General features: G+C 68.7%; 19 protein-coding genes and 1 tRNA gene. 6 read left to right on the top strand and 14 right to left on the bottom strand.

What is annotated here, in order from left to right; all coding sequences use genetic code 11:
* Positions 1-11: 11 nt before the first annotated feature.
* The 9 genes from FFS08_RS20975 to FFS08_RS20935 form a co-directional block, all read right to left on the bottom strand.
* On the bottom strand, positions 12-425 hold the full coding sequence (locus FFS08_RS20975) for a hypothetical protein (protein WP_137864474.1): 414 nt from the start codon (positions 423-425) through the stop codon (positions 12-14).
* Complete coding sequence (locus FFS08_RS20970) at positions 418-630, bottom strand: helix-turn-helix transcriptional regulator (RefSeq protein ID WP_137864473.1); 213 nt, start codon at positions 628-630, stop codon at positions 418-420. Before FFS08_RS20970 ends, FFS08_RS20975 begins: the two co-directional genes overlap by 8 nt.
* Before the next feature lie 103 nt (positions 631-733).
* Entirely contained in the window at positions 734-1,951 is a 1,218-nt protein-coding gene (locus FFS08_RS20965; protein ID WP_137864472.1) for an NAD(P)/FAD-dependent oxidoreductase, read from the bottom strand.
* Positions 1,948-2,781 (bottom strand): S-formylglutathione hydrolase, encoded by an 834-nt coding sequence (gene fghA / locus FFS08_RS20960; RefSeq protein WP_137864471.1) that lies wholly within the window; start codon positions 2,779-2,781, stop codon positions 1,948-1,950. Before fghA ends, FFS08_RS20965 begins: the two co-directional genes overlap by 4 nt.
* Before the next feature lie 10 nt (positions 2,782-2,791).
* Complete coding sequence (gene purU, locus FFS08_RS20955; RefSeq protein ID WP_171012751.1) at positions 2,792-3,640, bottom strand: formyltetrahydrofolate deformylase; 849 nt, start codon at positions 3,638-3,640, stop codon at positions 2,792-2,794.
* 25 nt (positions 3,641-3,665) lie between these two features.
* Positions 3,666-4,022, bottom strand: coding sequence for a cupin domain-containing protein (locus FFS08_RS20950; protein WP_137864469.1), 357 nt, complete (start codon positions 4,020-4,022; stop codon positions 3,666-3,668).
* The gene (locus FFS08_RS20945) at positions 4,019-4,402 is read right to left on the bottom strand and encodes a VOC family protein (protein ID WP_137864468.1); all 384 of its coding nucleotides are present in this window, start codon (positions 4,400-4,402) and stop codon (positions 4,019-4,021) included. The genes FFS08_RS20950 and FFS08_RS20945 overlap by 4 nt, the downstream gene beginning before the upstream one ends.
* A 16-nt stretch (positions 4,403-4,418) precedes the next feature.
* Complete coding sequence (locus FFS08_RS20940) at positions 4,419-5,531, bottom strand: S-(hydroxymethyl)glutathione dehydrogenase/class III alcohol dehydrogenase (RefSeq protein ID WP_137864467.1); 1,113 nt, start codon at positions 5,529-5,531, stop codon at positions 4,419-4,421.
* A 58-nt stretch (positions 5,532-5,589) separates the two neighbouring features.
* Positions 5,590-6,237 carry a hypothetical protein gene (locus FFS08_RS20935; RefSeq protein ID WP_137864466.1) on the bottom strand — a complete coding sequence of 216 codons (648 nt, stop codon included), beginning with the start codon at positions 6,235-6,237 and terminating at the stop codon, positions 5,590-5,592.
* A gap of 163 nt (positions 6,238-6,400) precedes the next feature.
* On the opposite strand from FFS08_RS20935, the gene FFS08_RS20930 reads away from it, so the two are divergent.
* From FFS08_RS20930 to FFS08_RS20915, 4 genes are all read left to right on the top strand, one after another.
* Positions 6,401-6,829 (top strand): hypothetical protein, encoded by a 429-nt coding sequence (locus tag FFS08_RS20930; RefSeq protein ID WP_137864465.1) that lies wholly within the window; start codon positions 6,401-6,403, stop codon positions 6,827-6,829.
* A 61-nt stretch (positions 6,830-6,890) separates the two neighbouring features.
* Positions 6,891-8,009 carry an 8-amino-7-oxononanoate synthase gene (locus FFS08_RS20925; RefSeq protein ID WP_137864464.1) on the top strand — a complete coding sequence of 373 codons (1,119 nt, stop codon included), beginning with the start codon at positions 6,891-6,893 and terminating at the stop codon, positions 8,007-8,009.
* On the top strand, positions 8,006-8,617 hold the full coding sequence (gene bioD, locus FFS08_RS20920) for a dethiobiotin synthase (protein ID WP_137864463.1): 612 nt from the start codon (positions 8,006-8,008) through the stop codon (positions 8,615-8,617). Before FFS08_RS20925 ends, bioD begins: the two co-directional genes overlap by 4 nt.
* Positions 8,614-9,888, top strand: coding sequence for an adenosylmethionine--8-amino-7-oxononanoate transaminase (locus tag FFS08_RS20915; RefSeq protein WP_137864462.1), 1,275 nt, complete (start codon positions 8,614-8,616; stop codon positions 9,886-9,888). Before bioD ends, FFS08_RS20915 begins: the two co-directional genes overlap by 4 nt.
* A 7-nt stretch (positions 9,889-9,895) precedes the next feature.
* On the opposite strand, the gene FFS08_RS20910 is transcribed toward FFS08_RS20915, so the two are convergent.
* The 3 genes from FFS08_RS20910 to FFS08_RS20905 form a co-directional block, all read right to left on the bottom strand.
* Positions 9,896-9,970 (bottom strand) — tRNA-Thr (locus FFS08_RS20910).
* Positions 9,971-10,184: 214 nt separating this feature from the next.
* Positions 10,185-10,334, bottom strand: coding sequence for a hypothetical protein (locus FFS08_RS23675; protein WP_171012750.1), 150 nt, complete (start codon positions 10,332-10,334; stop codon positions 10,185-10,187).
* A complete protein-coding gene (locus tag FFS08_RS20905) occupies positions 10,301-12,097 on the bottom strand; it encodes an aminopeptidase P family protein (RefSeq protein WP_137864461.1) in 1,797 nt (598 codons plus the stop codon). Before FFS08_RS20905 ends, FFS08_RS23675 begins: the two co-directional genes overlap by 34 nt.
* 100 nt (positions 12,098-12,197) lie before the next feature.
* Between FFS08_RS20905 and FFS08_RS20900 the strand changes: the two genes are divergently transcribed.
* Positions 12,198-13,247 carry an alanine racemase gene (locus FFS08_RS20900; RefSeq protein ID WP_249341246.1) on the top strand — a complete coding sequence of 350 codons (1,050 nt, stop codon included), beginning with the start codon at positions 12,198-12,200 and terminating at the stop codon, positions 13,245-13,247.
* Between the two features lie 3 nt (positions 13,248-13,250).
* On the opposite strand, the gene FFS08_RS20895 is transcribed toward FFS08_RS20900, so the two are convergent.
* Positions 13,251-13,568 (bottom strand): hypothetical protein, encoded by a 318-nt coding sequence (locus FFS08_RS20895; RefSeq protein ID WP_137864460.1) that lies wholly within the window; start codon positions 13,566-13,568, stop codon positions 13,251-13,253.
* Positions 13,569-13,692: 124 nt separating this feature from the next.
* Here FFS08_RS20895 and FFS08_RS20890 point away from each other — a divergent pair, with 124 nt between their 5' ends.
* The gene (locus FFS08_RS20890) at positions 13,693-14,445 is read left to right on the top strand and encodes an energy transducer TonB (protein WP_137864459.1); all 753 of its coding nucleotides are present in this window, start codon (positions 13,693-13,695) and stop codon (positions 14,443-14,445) included.
* A 24-nt stretch (positions 14,446-14,469) separates the two neighbouring features.
* Here FFS08_RS20890 and FFS08_RS20885 read toward each other — a convergent pair whose 3' ends face one another.
* Positions 14,470-15,375, bottom strand: a complete 906-nt coding sequence (locus FFS08_RS20885; protein ID WP_137864458.1) for a LysR family transcriptional regulator — start codon at positions 15,373-15,375, stop codon at positions 14,470-14,472.
* Positions 15,376-15,443: the final 68 nt, after the last annotated feature.

Below are 15,443 nucleotides of genomic sequence, written 5' to 3'. Positions count from 1 at the left end.
TGCACGGCCGGTCAGGGCCGGAGTTTCTTCCCGTAATAGGCGACAGTCAGCACCCCCATGGTGCCGATGAACAGAATCTCGTGATCGGGCATTCCGACCAACCCGCCCTTCCATAGGAAGAACCAGACGGGGTAGACGAGTGCATAGAAATAGATGCCCACCGCGCTGACGAGCAGATGGTCGCGCCGCTCGACCTCGTCGACGCGGCGGAAGAAATACCAGCTGCCGATCGTGGTGCCGACAAGATAGAGCGCCGCCACCGTGATCGCCCAGCTCGGCGGCAGCGTGCGCGCGCCGCTATGCTGGAGATAGGACAGCACCGCGCCGATCCCGCCGCCCAGCAGCATCAGGCCGGCAGCGACAATCGCGAGATGGCGCGCGCGCGTGCGCTCGGCACGTTCACCGGGGCCCATCGGCTCAGTCATTCCCGTTTCCCGACTCGGCATCGAAAAATATCTCCTCGATGGGCATGCCGAACAGGCGCGCAATCTTGAACGCGAGCGGCAGCGACGGATCGTGCTTGCCCGTTTCGATCGCGTTCACCGCCTGGCGCGACACGCCGAGCCGGCCGCCAAGCTCCGCCTGGCTCCAGTCACGCTCGGCGCGCAGCACTTTCAGCCGGTTCCGCATCCCTTGTTCGGCATGTCCCCACTAGCTGACATCCTGTCAGGTTCACCTTACATAGCGAGTCGCACGGGATTGTCAATAAGACCTGACATTATGTCAGGCTCGGCTAGCTTGCGATTTCCTTGAGCGGAACCGCGGCGTCGGCGACCAGCGCGGGATCCGCGGCGATCCCCTCCACCACCAGCCTGCGGCCCTGGACATAGTCCTTGACTGCGTTGACGCAGTCGAGGGCGATCACCCGGCCCTGGCGATAATAGACCAGCGAGAAGCTGCGAGCGGCGGGATCGCCCCGGACCACCAGCGTGTCGTGCCCGGCCGAGATGCCGACGGTCTGGAGCTTGAGGTCGTACTGGTTGGACCAGAACCAGGGCACGGCGTCGTAACGCGCTTCGATGCCGCAGATCGTCTTCGCGGCGACGGTGCCCTGGTCGTTGGCGTTCTGGACCGATTCCAGGCGAATCGCAGTGTCGGCGGCATAATGGTTCACGTGCAGCGCGCAATCGCCGATCGCGAAGACGTCCGGCAGGCTGGTGCGCGACTGTTCGTCGACGAGCACGCCGTTTCCGCCGGTCGCGCCGGCGGCGAGCAGCGGCTCCACGGCGGGAAGAATGCCGATGCCGACGATTGCCATGTCGGCTGCGATCACTTCGCCGCCCGCCAGCCGCACGCCGGTGACTCGCCTCTCCCCTTCGATTGCCTCGACCTGCGCGCCAAGACGGATCTCGACGCCGTGCGCGCGGTGCTCGGCTTCGAAGAAGCGCGACAGCGGCGCGCCGGCGACGCGGGCGAGGACGCGATCCAGCGCCTCGATCACGGTGACCTGCTTGCCGAGCTTGGCCAGGACGGCGGCCGCCTCCAGCCCGATATAGCCGCCGCCGACCACCGCGACGCGGGCGACGCCGTCCAGCTCGGCCATCATCCGGTCGACATCGGCGCGGGTGCGCACGGTGTGGATGCCGGCAAGGTCATGCCCGTCACAGGCCAGCCGGCGCGGCTTGCCGCCGGTCGCCCAGATCAGCTGGCCATAGCCGATCGCCTCGCCGTCCGCGGTGACGGCATGCGCGACGGGATCCACCGCGGTAACGGTGCGGCCGGGCAGCAGCACCACCCGGCGCTCCTCCCAGAATGCCGCGTTGCGGATCAGCAGCCGCTCGAATGCCTTCTCGCCCGAGAGATATTCCTTGGAGAGCGGCGGCCGCTCATAGGGCAGCTCGGGCTCGTCGCCGAGCAGCGCGATGCTGCCTTCGAACTTGTTCTGGCGAAGCGCGATCGCCGCCTGGGCTCCGCCATGGCCGGCGCCGACGATGAGGACGTCGTATCTCATGCCTTCAGCCGCTCCGCATGCCAGGCGACATGGTCGCCGAGGAAAGTGGAGACGAAATAATAGCTGTGGTCATAGCCCGGCTGGAGCCGCTGGGTGAGCGCGATGCCCGCCTCGGCGCAGGCGGCCTCCAGCAGTTCGGGCTTGAGCTGGGTGTCGAGGAAGGGATCGTCGGCGCCGGTGTCGACCAGCAGCGCGGGCAGGCGTGCGCCGTCCTCGATCAGCGCGACGGCGTCATGCGCGCGCCATGCCGCACGATCCGGGCCCAGATATCCGCCAAGCGCCTTCTCGCCCCAGGGCACCCGGCTCGGCGCCGCGATCGGCGAGAAGGCCGAAACCGAGCGGAAGCGATCCGGATTGCGCAAGCCGATGGTCAGCGCGCCGTGCCCGCCCATCGAATGGCCGGTGATGCCCTGGCGGGCCATGTCGGCCGGGAACTCCGCCTCGATCAACCCGGGCAGTTCCAGCTCGACATAGCTGCGCATCCGGAACTGCGCCGCCCAGGGCGCCTCGGTCGCGTCGAGATAGAAGCCGGCGCCCTGGCCGAAATCATAGGCTTCGTCGTCGGGCACGCCCGGCCCGCGCGGCGAAGTGTCCGGCGCGACCAGGATCACGCCGTGCCGGGCGCAGGCCGCGCGATACTCACCCTTCTCGGTGACATTGGCATGGGTGCAGGTGAGGCCGGAGAGGAACCACAGCACCGGCAGCTTCGCGCCCGGGGCATGCTCTGGCACGAAGGCAGAGAAGGTCATGTCGGTGCCGGTGGCGGCGGAGGCATGGCGATAGACGCCCTGCACGCCGCCCCGGGACTTGTTGGAGGAAAGCAGTTCCATGGGCGGCCCTTCAGCGGAAGACGATGGTGCGGTTGCCGTTGCGGAAGACGCGGCGCGCCCCGATCCACTGCACGGCGCGGGCGAGCACCTGCGCCTCGATGTCGCGGCCGATGCGGATCAGGTCGTCGACCGAGGCACGATGATCTACGCGGTCGACCGCCTGCTCGATGATCGGCCCCTCGTCGAGGTCGCTGGTGACGAAATGCGCAGTGGCGCCGATCAGCTTCACGCCGCGCGCATGCGCCCGGTGATAGGGCCTGGCGCCCTTGAACCCCGGCAGGAAGCTGTGATGGATGTTGATGCAGCGCCCGGCCAGTCGATCGGCGAGCGCGGGCGACAGGATCTGCATGTAGCGCGCGAGGATCAGATAGTCCGCGCCGACCCGATCGAACTCGGCGAGCAGCGCCGCTTCCTGCAGGTCCCTGCCTTCAGGCAGCAGGACAAAGGGCAGGCCATGCCATTCGGTGAGGTCGCGCAGCGTGCCGTGGTTGGAGACCACGCCCGCGATCTCGACGCCCAGGCTGCCGGTCTTCCAGCGATGGAGCAGGTCGTTGAGGCAGTGCGAACCCTTCGACACCGCGATCAGGATGCGCGGGAGCCTGTCGCTCTCCGTCATCGCCCAGTCGAAGCCGAAGCGCTCGGCCACCGGCGCGAACGCCTCGCGCAGCGCCATGGTCTCGAACGGCGCACCTGCCGCCTTGAACTCGACTCGCATGAAGAAGCGGCCCGAATCGAGATCGGCATATTGCTGGCTGTCGAGGATGAAGCCGTCGCGCGCGGCGAGGAATCCGCTTACCGCCGCGACGATGCCCGGCCGGTCCTCGCAATCGAGAGTCAGGATCCAGGCCGGCACGGTCATGCGCGGCAGGCCGGGCGCCGCGGCATCAAAGCGCCTCCACCTGAGTCGCCGTCGCGGCGTCGCCGGTATTGGGCGTGCCGGACGGCTCGATGACGATCAGCTTCACTTCCCCCCGGCGCGCGACCGGCCGATGCTCGACGCCGCGCGGGACGACGAAGATCTCACCCGGCTGGAGCGTCACCGTGCGATCGCGCAGCTCGATGTCGAGCACGCCTTCGAGCACGAGGAAGAAATCGTCGGTCTCGGGATGGCTGTGCCAGACGAACTCGCCCTCCACCTTCACGATGCGGATGTCATTGTCGTTGTAGCGCGCGACGATGCGCGGCGCCCAATGCTCCGAGAAGCCGGCGAACTTCTCCGCCAGGTTGACGACCCCGCTCACGCCGGCACGCGCCAGACCCCGCACAGCTTGTTGCCGTCGGGATCGCGGAGATAGGCAAGGTGCATCTTGCCGAAGGGCAAGTCGCGCAGGCCGGGCGGATCCTCGATCGACTTGCCTCCCGCCGCGACGCCGGCATCGTGCCAGGTGACGACCTGCTCGGCGCTGTCCATCGCGAAGCCGATCGTGCCGCCATTGGCATGGCAGGCAGGATCGCCGTCGAGCGGCGCGGAGACCATGAAGAGGCCGCCATTGTGCAGGTAGATCAGCCGGCCCTTGTCATCGGCCATCGCCGGCCTGCCGCCGATCGCGCCGAACAGCGCGTCGTAAAAGCTCCGGGAACGCGCCAGGTCGTTGCTGCCGACCATCACATGGCTGAACATCGCCGCATCTCCTCCGTCAATATACCACGACGCTGCGGATGCTCTCGCCCGCATGCATCAGATCGAAGCCCTTGTTGATCTCGTCCAGCGTCAGGACATGGGTGATCATCGGATCGATCGCGATCTTGCCGTTCATATACCAGTCGACGATCTTCGGCACGTCGGTCCGGCCCTTGGCACCGCCGAACGCCGTACCCTTCCAGACCCGGCCGGTGACCAGCTGGAACGGGCGCGTCGCGATTTCCCTGCCCGCCTCGGCCACGCCGATGATGATCGATTCGCCCCAGCCGCGATGGCAGCATTCGAGCGCGGTACGCATCACTTCGGTATTGCCGGTGGCGTCGAACGAATAATCGGCGCCGCCGTCGGTGAGCGCGAGCACCTCGGCGATCACGTCCTCGCGCGACTTGCCCTTGCCGTCGATGAAGTGGGTCATGCCGAACCGGCGGCCCCATTCCTCGCGGTCCGGATTGATGTCGACCCCGACGATCACGTCCGCGCCGACCATCCTGGCGCCCTGGATCACGTTGAGGCCGATCCCGCCCAGGCCGAACACCACCACCTTCTCGCCGACCTGGACCTTGGCGGTGTTGACCACCGCGCCGACGCCGGTGGTGACGCCGCAGCCGATATAGCAGCTGGTCTGGAACGGCGCGTCCTCGCGGATCTTCGCCACGGCGATCTCGGGCAGCACGGTGAAGTTCGAGAAGGTAGAGCAGCCCATATAATGGTAGATCGGCTGGCCCTTGTACGAGAATCGGGTCGTGCCGTCGGGCATCAGGCCCTTGCCCTGAGTGGCGCGGATCGCGGTGCACAGATTGGTCTTGCCGGACAGGCACGACTTACACTGGCGGCATTCGGGGGTGTAGAGCGGGATCACATGGTCGCCCGGCTTCACGCTGGTGACGCCCGCCCCCACTTCGCGGACGATGCCCGCCCCCTCATGGCCGAGCACGCTGGGGAAGATGCCCTCGGAATCGAACCCGTCGAGCGTATAGGCATCGGTGTGGCAGATGCCCGTCGCCATGATCTCGACCAGCACTTCGCCCGCCTGGGGGCCCTCGAGATCGAGCTCGACGATCTCGAGCGGCTGCTTCGCTGCGAAAGCGACGGCGGCGCGGGTCTTCATGGGCTTTCTCCTTGCTCGCCGGCCTGATCGGGGAAACCCGGCCCGGTTGCAATGGGAGTCAGCGCCGGATGCGGTCTTCCGGCCGGTGCAGGGTGAGGAAAATGCCACCCCACCAAAGGATTCCGGCAAACGCGGCGCCTCCCAGCAGGACGCGCGCGAACCCGGAGGCGAGGACAAGGCCGGCAAAGGCGAGGCCGGCGAGCAACACCCAGCCGGGAAGGCTGCGCGCAGCCCCCGCCTCGCGCACGCTCAGCGCCGTCCAGAGCGCGATTCCGGCATGGCCGAGCGCCGTCAGCGCCGCGACGAGATCGCCCCGGGGCGAGACCCGGCCGATGCCGAGCAGCGCCGCCGCCTCGATGTTGAAATGCGCGGCGGCGGCCAGGCACAGGATTCCCGCGCCACCGGCGAGCAGCGCCAGGTCGCGCGCGGGCGTGCGCGGCCCGATCGGCCCGGCCAGCGTCAGCATCGCGAGCAGGATCGCGCCCGCGAACACGCAGCGGACGATCTCGCCCGCCAGCAACAGGCCCCAATGGGCGCGGGCAGCATCGAAACTGCCCCGGGCGATCGCCGCGAACGGCTCCGAGGCGCCGGCCAGATCGTGCGAGAGGTCGCCAAGCACGATCAGCGCGATGGTGAACAACAGGCAGAGCAGCGCCGCCACCGTGCCGAAGGGCCTGCCATGATCGCCGACAAAGGACCGCTGCACCCCGCATCTCCCATGTGTATTATTTATATAATACACTAGCGCCGCGAGCGACGCAAGCCGCTGGTCGCGCGCGGCCGATATCGCCGAAACGGCGGCAATCCGCGGCGACGCCGTGCGGGGCCCGTGATATTTTCCCGGCCGCACAGGATCGCGGGAGAGAAGGATGGTCGAGGCTCCGAACGCAGCGACGGGCAACGTCTATGTGATGAACCTGACCAGCCAGGATCTCAACCTGAGCATCAACGGCCTGGGAACCTCGGGCGGCACGATCCCGGGCTGGGGCCAATCCGGCGGCAACCGATATCAGCCGGGCATGCAGGCCGTGCCGCGGACGCTCAACGCGAGCGACGGCCCGGGCAAGTTCTTCAACGGCAATAACAGCCTCGCGCTCTTCTGGATCGACGGCCTGTTCTTCGCGGCGGTCCGGATCGACGGCAGCCAGATTCCGCTCAACCAGGACCTGATCCTGGTGGTCGAGCGCAACAAGTGGCAGCTCGTCAATCAATATGCGGTGCTGGTCGCCAGTGGCGACGTGAATCCGATGTCCATGCTCCGCGACGCGCTCGACATGACGGAGCCGCGGGACGGCTGAGCCGGGGGACGCGGGCTTCCGCGCTTGGCCGATCGCGTCCGCTGCGCCTATGGGCGCGGGGATGCCCCATTTCGAAGCGCAGCACCGTGACCTTGCCGACCTCGCCGAACGCAGCCGTGCGCGACGGCTGGCCCAGCGGGCGGGGCGGGATTTCTCCTCGAACGACTATCTGGCGCTGGCCGGCGATCCCGCGCTGGCGACGGCAGTGCGCGCGGCGATCGATGCGGGCATTCCGATCGGGTCGGGCGGATCGCGGCTGCTGCGAGGCAATCATGCGGCGCATGAAGCGCTGGAAGCGGAAGCCGCACGGTTCTTCGGCGCCGGGAGCGCGCTTTATTTCTCGACCGGCTATGCCGCCAATGCGGCGCTGCTCGCCACGCTGCCGCAGCGCGGCGACCTGATCGTCCATGACGCACTGATCCATGCCAGCGCGTACGAAGGCATGCGGCTGGGCCGGGCGGAGGCGCGCGAGGCTGCGCACAACGATGTCTCCGCGTTCGAGCACGCCATTGCGGCGTGGCGGCACGCGGGCGGCACCGGGCGCATCTGGATCGCCGTGGAGAGCCTCTATTCCATGGACGGCGACCAGGCGCCGCTCGACGAGCTCGCCGCGCTGGCGGACCGGCATGAGGCCGTGCTGCTGGTCGACGAAGCGCACGCCACCGGCGTGTTCGGGCCGCAGGGGCGCGGGCTGGCAGCAGGGCTGGCAGGGCGCGAGAACCTGATCACGCTGCACACCTGCGGCAAGGCGCTCGGCTGCGAAGGCGCATTGCTGTGCGGGCCGCCGGTGGTGCGCGACTTCCTGGTCAATCGCGGGCGGGCCTTCATCTTCTCGACCGCGCCTTCGCCGCTGATGGCGGAGGCGGTGCGCGCCGCGCTGGGGCTGATCGCCGAGCCGGGACGGCGCGCACGGCTGCACGCGCTGATCCGGCGGGCGGAGGCGCTGCTGGCCCCGGTGGGCGTGCGGGCGACCGGCTCGCAGATATTGCCGCTGGTGATCGGGGAGGATGCGCGGACCATGGCGATGGCGGCGGCATTGCAGCGGCTCGGTTTCGACGTGCGCGGAATCAGGCCGCCCACGGTGCCGGCGGGCACGTCGCGACTGCGCGTTTCGCTGACGCTGAACATCGGCGAGGACGATGTCGCCGCCCTTGCCGGCGCGCTGGGGAGCCTCGCGTGAGAATCGTCGTCACCGGCACCGATACCGATATCGGCAAGAGCGTGTTCGCCGCCGGCCTCGCCGGGGCACTGGGCGCAACCTATTGGAAGCCAGTGCAGAGCGGACTCGAGGGCGGCGGCGATTCCGAGCGGGTCGCCGCACTGGCGGGGGTGCCGGCAGCGCCCGAGGCCTATCGGCTCAACACGCCCTGCTCGCCGCACCTGGCAGCCGAGATCGACGGCGTGACGATCGATCCAGGCCGGCTCGATCCGCCCATGATGGATCCGCTGGTGATCGAGGGGGCGGGCGGCGTGCTGGTGCCGGTGACGCGCCGGCTGCTCTATGCCGATCTGTTCGCGCGCTGGGGGCTGCCCACGGTCCTGGTCGCCCGCACCGCGCTCGGCACGATCAACCACAGCCTGCTCTCGATCGAGGCGCTCCGCGCGCGCAGCGTGCCGATCCTCGGCGTGGCGTTCGTCGGCGAGGCGAACGAGGACAGCGAAGCCACCATCGCCGCGATCGGCGGGGTTCGCCGGCTGGGACGGCTGCCGATCCTCGATCCGCTCGACCGCCCTTCCCTCGCCGCTGCCTTCGCACGCGCGTTCACGCTCACGGATTTCGCGGCATGACTTCCCCCGTCTGGCACCCCTTCACCCAGCATGGGCTCGGCGAGCCGATCCCGGAAGTGGTGCGCACCGAAGGCGCGGCGCTGCACACGCGGGATGGGCGGCGCTTCGTCGATGCGATCTCGTCCTGGTGGGTGACGACGCACGGCCATTGCCATCCGCGGATCATGGCCGCGATCGCCGAACAGGCCGGCAGCATGGACCAGGTCATCTTTGCCGGCTGGACGCACGAGCCCGCCGAGGCGCTCGCCCGCGAACTGGTGCGGATCCTGCCCGATCCGCTCCGCCACGTGTTCTTCTCCGACAGCGGCTCGACCAGTGTCGAAGTGGCGCTGAAGATGGCGCTGGGCTTCTGGGACAATCGCGGCGAACCCAGGAACCGTATCGTGGTGCTCGAGCATGGCTATCATGGTGACACGATCGGCGGCATGTCGGTCGGCGCGCGCGGCGTGTTCAACCGGCCCTATCAGCCCTTGCTGTTCGACGTGGCGACCATCCCCTTCCCCGAGCCCGGCCGGAGCCGGGCGACGCTCGACGCGCTGGAAACGCAGTGCCGTGGCCGGCCCGCCGCGCTGCTGGTCGAGCCGCTGGTGCTGGGCGCGGGCGGCATGAAATTCTATCCCGCCAGCCTGTTGGCCGAGATGCGCCGGATCTGCGCGGCGCACGACGTGCTGTTCATCGCCGACGAAGTGATGACCGGCTGGGGACGCACCGGCACGCTGCTGGCATGCGAGCAGGCCCAGGTGGTGCCCGACATCCTCTGCCTGTCCAAGGGGCTGACCGGCGGGGCGATCCCGCTCGCGGTGACGCTGGCGACTCCGCCGATCTTCGAGGCACATCGCTCGCAGGACCGCGCCCGCATGTTCTTCCACTCGTCGAGCTACACTGCCAATCCGATCGCCTGCGCGGCCGCCAACGCCAATCTGGCGATCTGGCGCGACGAGCCGGTGCGCGCCCGCATCGCCGATCTGGGCGACCGCCAGCAGGACCATCTCGACACGCTTTCCCGGCATCCGCTGGTCCGCAATCCGCGCCGGCTGGGCACGATCGTCGCGGCCGAGATCGGCACGGGCGAATCGGCCTATCTCGATTCGGCGGGCCCGCGCCTCAGGTCCTTCGCGCTGGAGCGCGGCGTGCTGATCCGGCCGCTGGGCAACACCGTCTATGTGATGCCGCCCTATTGCATCGACGATGCCGATCTCGGCGCGATCTATGCCGCTGTGACCGAATTCCTGGAGCAGGAGCCCCGCATGGGGGATCTGTTCGCTTTCTAGGGACGAGTGGTGCTGCCGGTGAGGATTGAACTCACGACCTCAGCCTTACCAAGGATGCGCTCTACCACTGAGCTACGGCAGCACTCGCTCGAACAGCCCGGCGGCGCCGGGTCCCAAGCGGGAGGCGCCTATGTGCTTGGGCAGTACCGATTGTCAACCCGCCCGGGGACGGTTTATCGCAGGAAGATGAGCGAAGCGGAAAAGAAGGCCCGCCTGGCCGAGGCGCTGCGGGCCAATCTGAGGAAACGCAAGACGCAGGCGCGCGCGCAGGCCGCAGCCGGCGACGCGCCCGATTCTCAGAGCGACGCCACCCAGAGCGAGACGCGGCCGGCGGCATCATAGGCGTTGCGCGCGATCGCGTGCGGCCCGAGGAGATACATCGCCATCGTGACGGCACCCGCCAGGAACCACATCACCCGATAGGTGCGCACTTCGCTTCTAGCCATGCCAACTCGTCCCCGCCCAGCTGCGGGCCCAGGACCCGCAATACTTCAGCATGATAGGCATTGAGCCAGGCCAGTTCCCGGGCGGTTAGCAGAGATGGTAAAATCAGCGTTCGCTCAATCGGCGCGAAGGTCAGCGTCTCGAAGCCGAGCATTTGTTGTTCCGCACCCGAAATCAAATGCTTGACCACCAGCACCAGGTTCTCGATCCGGATGCCGAATTCCTGCGCTTTATAGTAACCGGGCTCGTTCGACAGGAACATGCCCTCGCGCAGCGGCTCCAGGCTCTGGCCGCCCGGATAGAAGGGCTGCGCGATGCGCTGCGGCCCTTCATGGACCGACAGGTACGAGCCGACGCCATGGCCGGTCCCGTGGCCGTAATCGAGGCCGACTTCCCACAAGGGGCGCCGCGCGAAGCTGTCGAGCTGGGCGCCGGTGGTGCCGTCAGGGAAGATCGCGGTGGCGATGGCGATATGGCCCTTCAGCACGCGCGTGAAGCGGTCCTTCATCTCGTCGCCGGTCTCGCCCACCGGCATCACCCGCGTCACATCGGTGGTGCCGTCGGCATATTGCCCGCCCGAATCGACGAGATAGAGCTGGCCGAGCTCGATCGGCAGGCTCGATTCATCGGTGACCTTGTAGTGCGGGATCGCGCCATTGGGGCCGGTGGCGGAGATGGTGTCGAAGCTCAGGTCCTTGAGCACGCCGGTCGCCTCGCGGAATTCGCGCAGCTTGTCGGCGGCCGACATCTCGGTGAGGCCGCCCTGGGGGGCGGTTTCCTCGAACCACTTCAGGAAGCGCGAGAGCGCGGCGCCGTCGCGCGCCTGGGCAGCCTTCTGCCCGGCGATCTCGGCCGGATTCTTGATCGCCTTGGCAAGGATCACCGGGTCGCGCAGCGCCAGCACCTTCGCGCCGCCGGCATCGAGCGCGTCGAACACCGCGGCGACCGCGCTGCCCGGATCGGCGGCAACGCGCTTGCCGGCAAAGCCCTTGAGCGCAGGAGCGAAGGCGGCGCGGTCATGGATGCGGATGGCATTGCCGAGATGCTGGCGGACCGCGTCGTTCATCTTTTCCGGCGCGACGAACAGATCGGCGGTGCCGTCGGCATTGACGATCGCATAGGCGAGCGCGACCGGCGTGTGGCTGACATCGGTACCGCGGATGTTGAACGCCCAGGCGATCGAATCGAGCGCGGAGAGCACGACGGCATCCGCCTTGCGCTCGGCCAGCCAGTCGGCGATCTCGGCGCGCTTGGCGGGCGAGGACTTGCCCGCGGCGGCATCGGACTGGATCGCCAGCGTTGCGTCGCTGGGCGCAGGCTTGCTCGGCCACACGGCGTCGATCGGGTTGGTATCCACCGCGACCAGCTCCGCCCCTTTCTCGGCAAGCGCCTTGCGCGCTTCCTCGACCCAGGCGCGGGTGTGCAGCCAGGGATCATAGCCGATCCGGCCGCCGTCCGGCGCATGCGCGCCGAGCCACGACGCCACGCTGGTGGCGGGCACGCCGACATATTCCCAATCCGCCGCCGAGACCTGCTGGCGAACCTGGAGCGTGTAGCGCCCGTCGGTGAAGATCGCCGCTTCCTGGGGCAGGACCACCGCCGTGCCGGCCGAGCCCTGGAAGCCGGTGAGCCAGGCGAGCCGCTGGGCATAGGCGCCGACATATTCGGACATGTGCTCGTCAGTGAGCGGCACCACGAAACCGTCGAGACGGTCGCGCTTCAGCTGCTCGCGAAGAGCCTTGAGACGGTCGGCATAGCTGGACATCGGTTCTACTCTTAGCTGGACTCTATGGGGCTGCTTTGCGCCGTTATTCGGCAAAAGTCACACCTTGCGCTATCTCCCTTGGCCGATGAGCGACTTCCCCATGCACCGCGCCGACCTGCCCACCCCCGCGCTGCTGCTCGACGTGGCGGCGATGGACCGCAACATCGCCGCGATGGCGGCCTTCGCCGGCGCGCGCGGCCTGGCGCTGCGGCCGCACGCCAAGACGCACAAGAGCGGCGAGATCGCGCGGCGGCAGATCGCGGCGGGCGCGGCGGGCATCTGCTGCGCCAAGCTGGGCGAGGCCGAAGCGCTCGCCGCGGACGGCGTGGGCGACATCCACCTCACCTCGCCCGTGGTGACCAGGGGCGGTATCGCACGGCTGGCCGCGCTGGCGGCGAAGATCCGGCTCTCGGTGGTCGCCGATCATCCGGACATCGTGCGCGCGCTGGCAGGCTGTGGGGCGACCGTTTTCGTCGACGTCGATCCGGGCAAGCACCGCACCGGCGTGACTTCGCCCCAGGCCGCGGTCGCGCTGGCGCAGGCGATCGCCGAGGCCGGGCTGACGCTGGGCGGCGTGCAATATTATTGCGGATCCGAGCAGCACATCGCCCGTTTCGCGGACCGGCAAGCGGCGATCACGGAGAAGACCGATTATCTGCGCACCGTGCTGGCGGCATTGGCCGCGGCGGGCTTCGCAATTCCCGTGGTGACCGGCGCGGGCACCGGCACCTTCGCGATCGACGCCGAACTGGGTGTGCTCACCGAGTTGCAGGTGGGAAGCTACATCTTCCTCGACCGCGAATATCGCGACTGCGAGCTGGCGGGGCCGCGCTTCGAGCAGGCGCTCTGGGTGGATTCCACCGTGGTCAGCGCGAACACGCCCGGCATGGTGACGATCGATGCGGGATTGAAGTCTTTCGCCACCGATGCCGGGGTGCCCGTGCCCGCCTCGGGCACCGCGCGCTACGCCTTCATGGGCGACGAGCAGGGTGCGCTGATCGGCGGAGACCTGCCGGGCCTGGCGGAACGCGTCACGCTGGTTCCGCCGCACTGCGACCCGACGGTGAATCTGTACGACGCCTATCATCTGGTGGCGGGCGACACGGTGACCGGCGCCTGGCCGGTGACCGCGCGCGGCCGCTCCACCTAAAGTCTAGCGACGGACATAATAGCAGCGCTTCTTCGCGGTGATGCTGCGGTCGACCGCCCGGCCGCCGAGCGCACCGCCGACACCGCCCACCGCGGCACCCAGCAGGCCATGGCCGATAATCGCGGGCCCTGCGAGCACGCCCACCGCGGCGCCGCCGACCAGGCCGGCCGTGCCCGACGAGCGGCGGCACTTCTTGTAATAGGTGCGCGACTTGGACGATTTGCCCTTGTAGTGCGACTGAGCCTGGGCAGGCGCCGTCGGAACCATCGCGACAGGCATCGCCAGTGCGAGAGCGGCAGTGGCCGCGATGAGCTTGCGCATGATTTCCATCCCTTCCTCGAATCCAATGCGCAAACAACTTGCCGGATGGCAGGCGGTTGCATGAACCGAAAACAACATGACGTTCATGGGGATCGTTCGCAGTGCCCGGCGCATTGTCCGAGGCATGACAGGCGCCGGCATCCCGACCCCGCGCGAACGGATCGGCAGCGCGTTGGGCGCGCTCGCGCTGGTGGCGCTGCTCGTCTGGATGCTGATGCGCGGCCTGGGCGTGAATCTCCACCTCGTCCCCGCACCGGCGATGCGGCTGGTAGCCTTCGCGCTGCCGCCGCCGCCCCCGCCGGAGCCGCAAGTCGCCCCGAAGCCGAAGCCGCACGCGCCCAGGCAAGCCGGCAAGGCCGCACCGCCCAACCTCGTGTCCCGTGCCACCGAAGTGGCCGCGCCGGTGAGGACGCCGCTGCCCCAGCCGATCCCCGCCGCGACGATCCCGGCACAGGGCAATGATGCGCATTCGGGCAATGCGCCGGTCGCCGGGCCGGGGACCGGCGCGGGCGGATCCGGCACCGGCTCGGGATCGGGCGGCGACGGCAACGGGCCGGGCGGCGGGGGCGGCACGGTATTGCGGCTGCTCGAAGGCAGCATCACCGGGCGCGACTATCCCCGGGCAGCGGCGGAGGCCGGCGCCAGCGGCACGGTGGGCCTGCGCTTCACGGTGGGCGTGAACGGGCGGGTGACCGATTGCCGGGTGACGCGATCGAGCGGGAACGCGGATCTCGACGAGACTACCTGCAAGCTGATCAAGCGGCGGTTCCGCTACGCGCCGAGCCGCGATGCGAACGGCAGGCCCTATGCGGATGTGGTGACCGGAGAACAGCTGTGGGAGCTGTACGACCGGCCGGGACGCGACCGTGAGGATTGACGCATCCCTCGCCCCGATCCGCCGTCAGGATCGCGCGACCAATCGCTCCACCAGGAAATCGACGAACGCGCGCACGCGCGCCGGACGGGTGGCGCCGCCGACATACAGGGCGTGGATATCCTCGCGATCGCCGGGATTGAACGGCTCGAGCAGCGCGACCAGCCGTCCGGCGGCGACATGGTCCTCGACATGGAAGCTCCCGACCCGGACGACGCCGACGCCGGCAAGCGCGAGCTGGACCAAAGTCTCGCCATTGTTCGCTTCGATGTTCCCGCCGACGGGCAATGCATAGTCGCGGCCGTCGCGCCGAAAGGGCCAGACCGGTTCGGCGCGGCGGAAGTTGAAGTTCAGGCAATTATGGGCGTGCAGGTCCTCGGGCAGCGCCGGCATGCCCATGCGCGCCAGATATTCGGGCGAGGCGACGATGGTGCGGCCCGTCTCGCCCAGCTTGCGGGCCGTGAGCGGACTGTCCGCCAGCGGACCGAAGCGGATCGCGACATCGGCGCGGCCGCCGGCCACATCTTCCAGCGTATCGCTGAGGCTGATATCGACCAGGATGCCGGGATGGCGCGCAACGAATTCGCCGAGCAGCGGCACCACCGAGAGCCGGCCATGGGCGAGTGCCGCACTGACCCGCAGGCGCCCGCGCGGCGCGGCCTGATCGGCGAGCTCGCCCTCCATTTCGGCGATGTCGGCAAGGATGCGCTGCGCGGCGTGGAGATAGGCATCGCCCTCGGGCGTCAGCACCAGCCGGCGTGTCGTGCGCGTAATCAGGCGGACGCCCAGCCGCGCCTCGATCCGGGCGAGCGCGCGGCTCACCGCCGAAGGGGTGCGATCGAGCCGGCGCGCGGCGGCGGACAGGCTGCCCTCGCGCACTGCCGCCACGAAGATCTCCATTTCGCCCGAGCGGTCGACCATGATCCGCGTCATTCGTGATTCCTGCGCACAGATGTTTCGCCTTTCGTAGGTCTACCGAATGGAGGCACGCCCGTCCATTT

This window comes from Sphingomonas sp. 1F27F7B (genome assembly GCF_005503355.1).
In the GTDB taxonomy this organism is placed as follows: Bacteria; Pseudomonadota; Alphaproteobacteria; order Sphingomonadales; family Sphingomonadaceae; genus Sphingomonas.
Note: the sequence above shows the minus strand (reverse complement) of the source record. Positions and strands in the feature narration are given on the sequence as shown.

Bases quoted from the DNA above. Each gene is read 5' to 3' on its own strand.
- FFS08_RS20905 (WP_137864461.1), bottom strand. From the start codon at position 12,097: ATGTCCAGCTATGCCGACCGTCTCAAGGCTCTTCGCGAGCAGCTGAAG.
- FFS08_RS20970 (WP_137864473.1), bottom strand. From the start codon at position 630: ATGCGGAACCGGCTGAAAGTGCTGCGCGCCGAGCGTGACTGGAGCCAG.
- FFS08_RS20940 (WP_137864467.1), bottom strand. From the start codon at position 5,531: ATGAAGACCCGCGCCGCCGTCGCTTTCGCAGCGAAGCAGCCGCTCGAG.
- fghA (WP_137864471.1), bottom strand. From the start codon at position 2,781: ATGGAACTGCTTTCCTCCAACAAGTCCCGGGGCGGCGTGCAGGGCGTC.
- FFS08_RS20890 (WP_137864459.1), top strand. From the start codon at position 13,693: ATGACAGGCGCCGGCATCCCGACCCCGCGCGAACGGATCGGCAGCGCG.
- FFS08_RS20930 (WP_137864465.1), top strand. From the start codon at position 6,401: ATGGTCGAGGCTCCGAACGCAGCGACGGGCAACGTCTATGTGATGAAC.
- FFS08_RS23675 (WP_171012750.1), bottom strand. From the start codon at position 10,334: ATGGCTAGAAGCGAAGTGCGCACCTATCGGGTGATGTGGTTCCTGGCG.
- FFS08_RS20885 (WP_137864458.1), bottom strand. From the start codon at position 15,375: ATGACGCGGATCATGGTCGACCGCTCGGGCGAAATGGAGATCTTCGTG.
- FFS08_RS20925 (WP_137864464.1), top strand. From the start codon at position 6,891: ATGCCCCATTTCGAAGCGCAGCACCGTGACCTTGCCGACCTCGCCGAA.
- FFS08_RS20965 (WP_137864472.1), bottom strand. From the start codon at position 1,951: ATGAGATACGACGTCCTCATCGTCGGCGCCGGCCATGGCGGAGCCCAG.
- purU (WP_171012751.1), bottom strand. From the start codon at position 3,640: ATGACCGTGCCGGCCTGGATCCTGACTCTCGATTGCGAGGACCGGCCG.
- FFS08_RS20975 (WP_137864474.1), bottom strand. From the start codon at position 425: ATGACTGAGCCGATGGGCCCCGGTGAACGTGCCGAGCGCACGCGCGCG.
- FFS08_RS20900 (WP_249341246.1), top strand. From the start codon at position 12,198: ATGCACCGCGCCGACCTGCCCACCCCCGCGCTGCTGCTCGACGTGGCG.
- FFS08_RS20895 (WP_137864460.1), bottom strand. From the start codon at position 13,568: ATGCGCAAGCTCATCGCGGCCACTGCCGCTCTCGCACTGGCGATGCCT.
- FFS08_RS20915 (WP_137864462.1), top strand. From the start codon at position 8,614: ATGACTTCCCCCGTCTGGCACCCCTTCACCCAGCATGGGCTCGGCGAG.
- FFS08_RS20945 (WP_137864468.1), bottom strand. From the start codon at position 4,402: ATGTTCAGCCATGTGATGGTCGGCAGCAACGACCTGGCGCGTTCCCGG.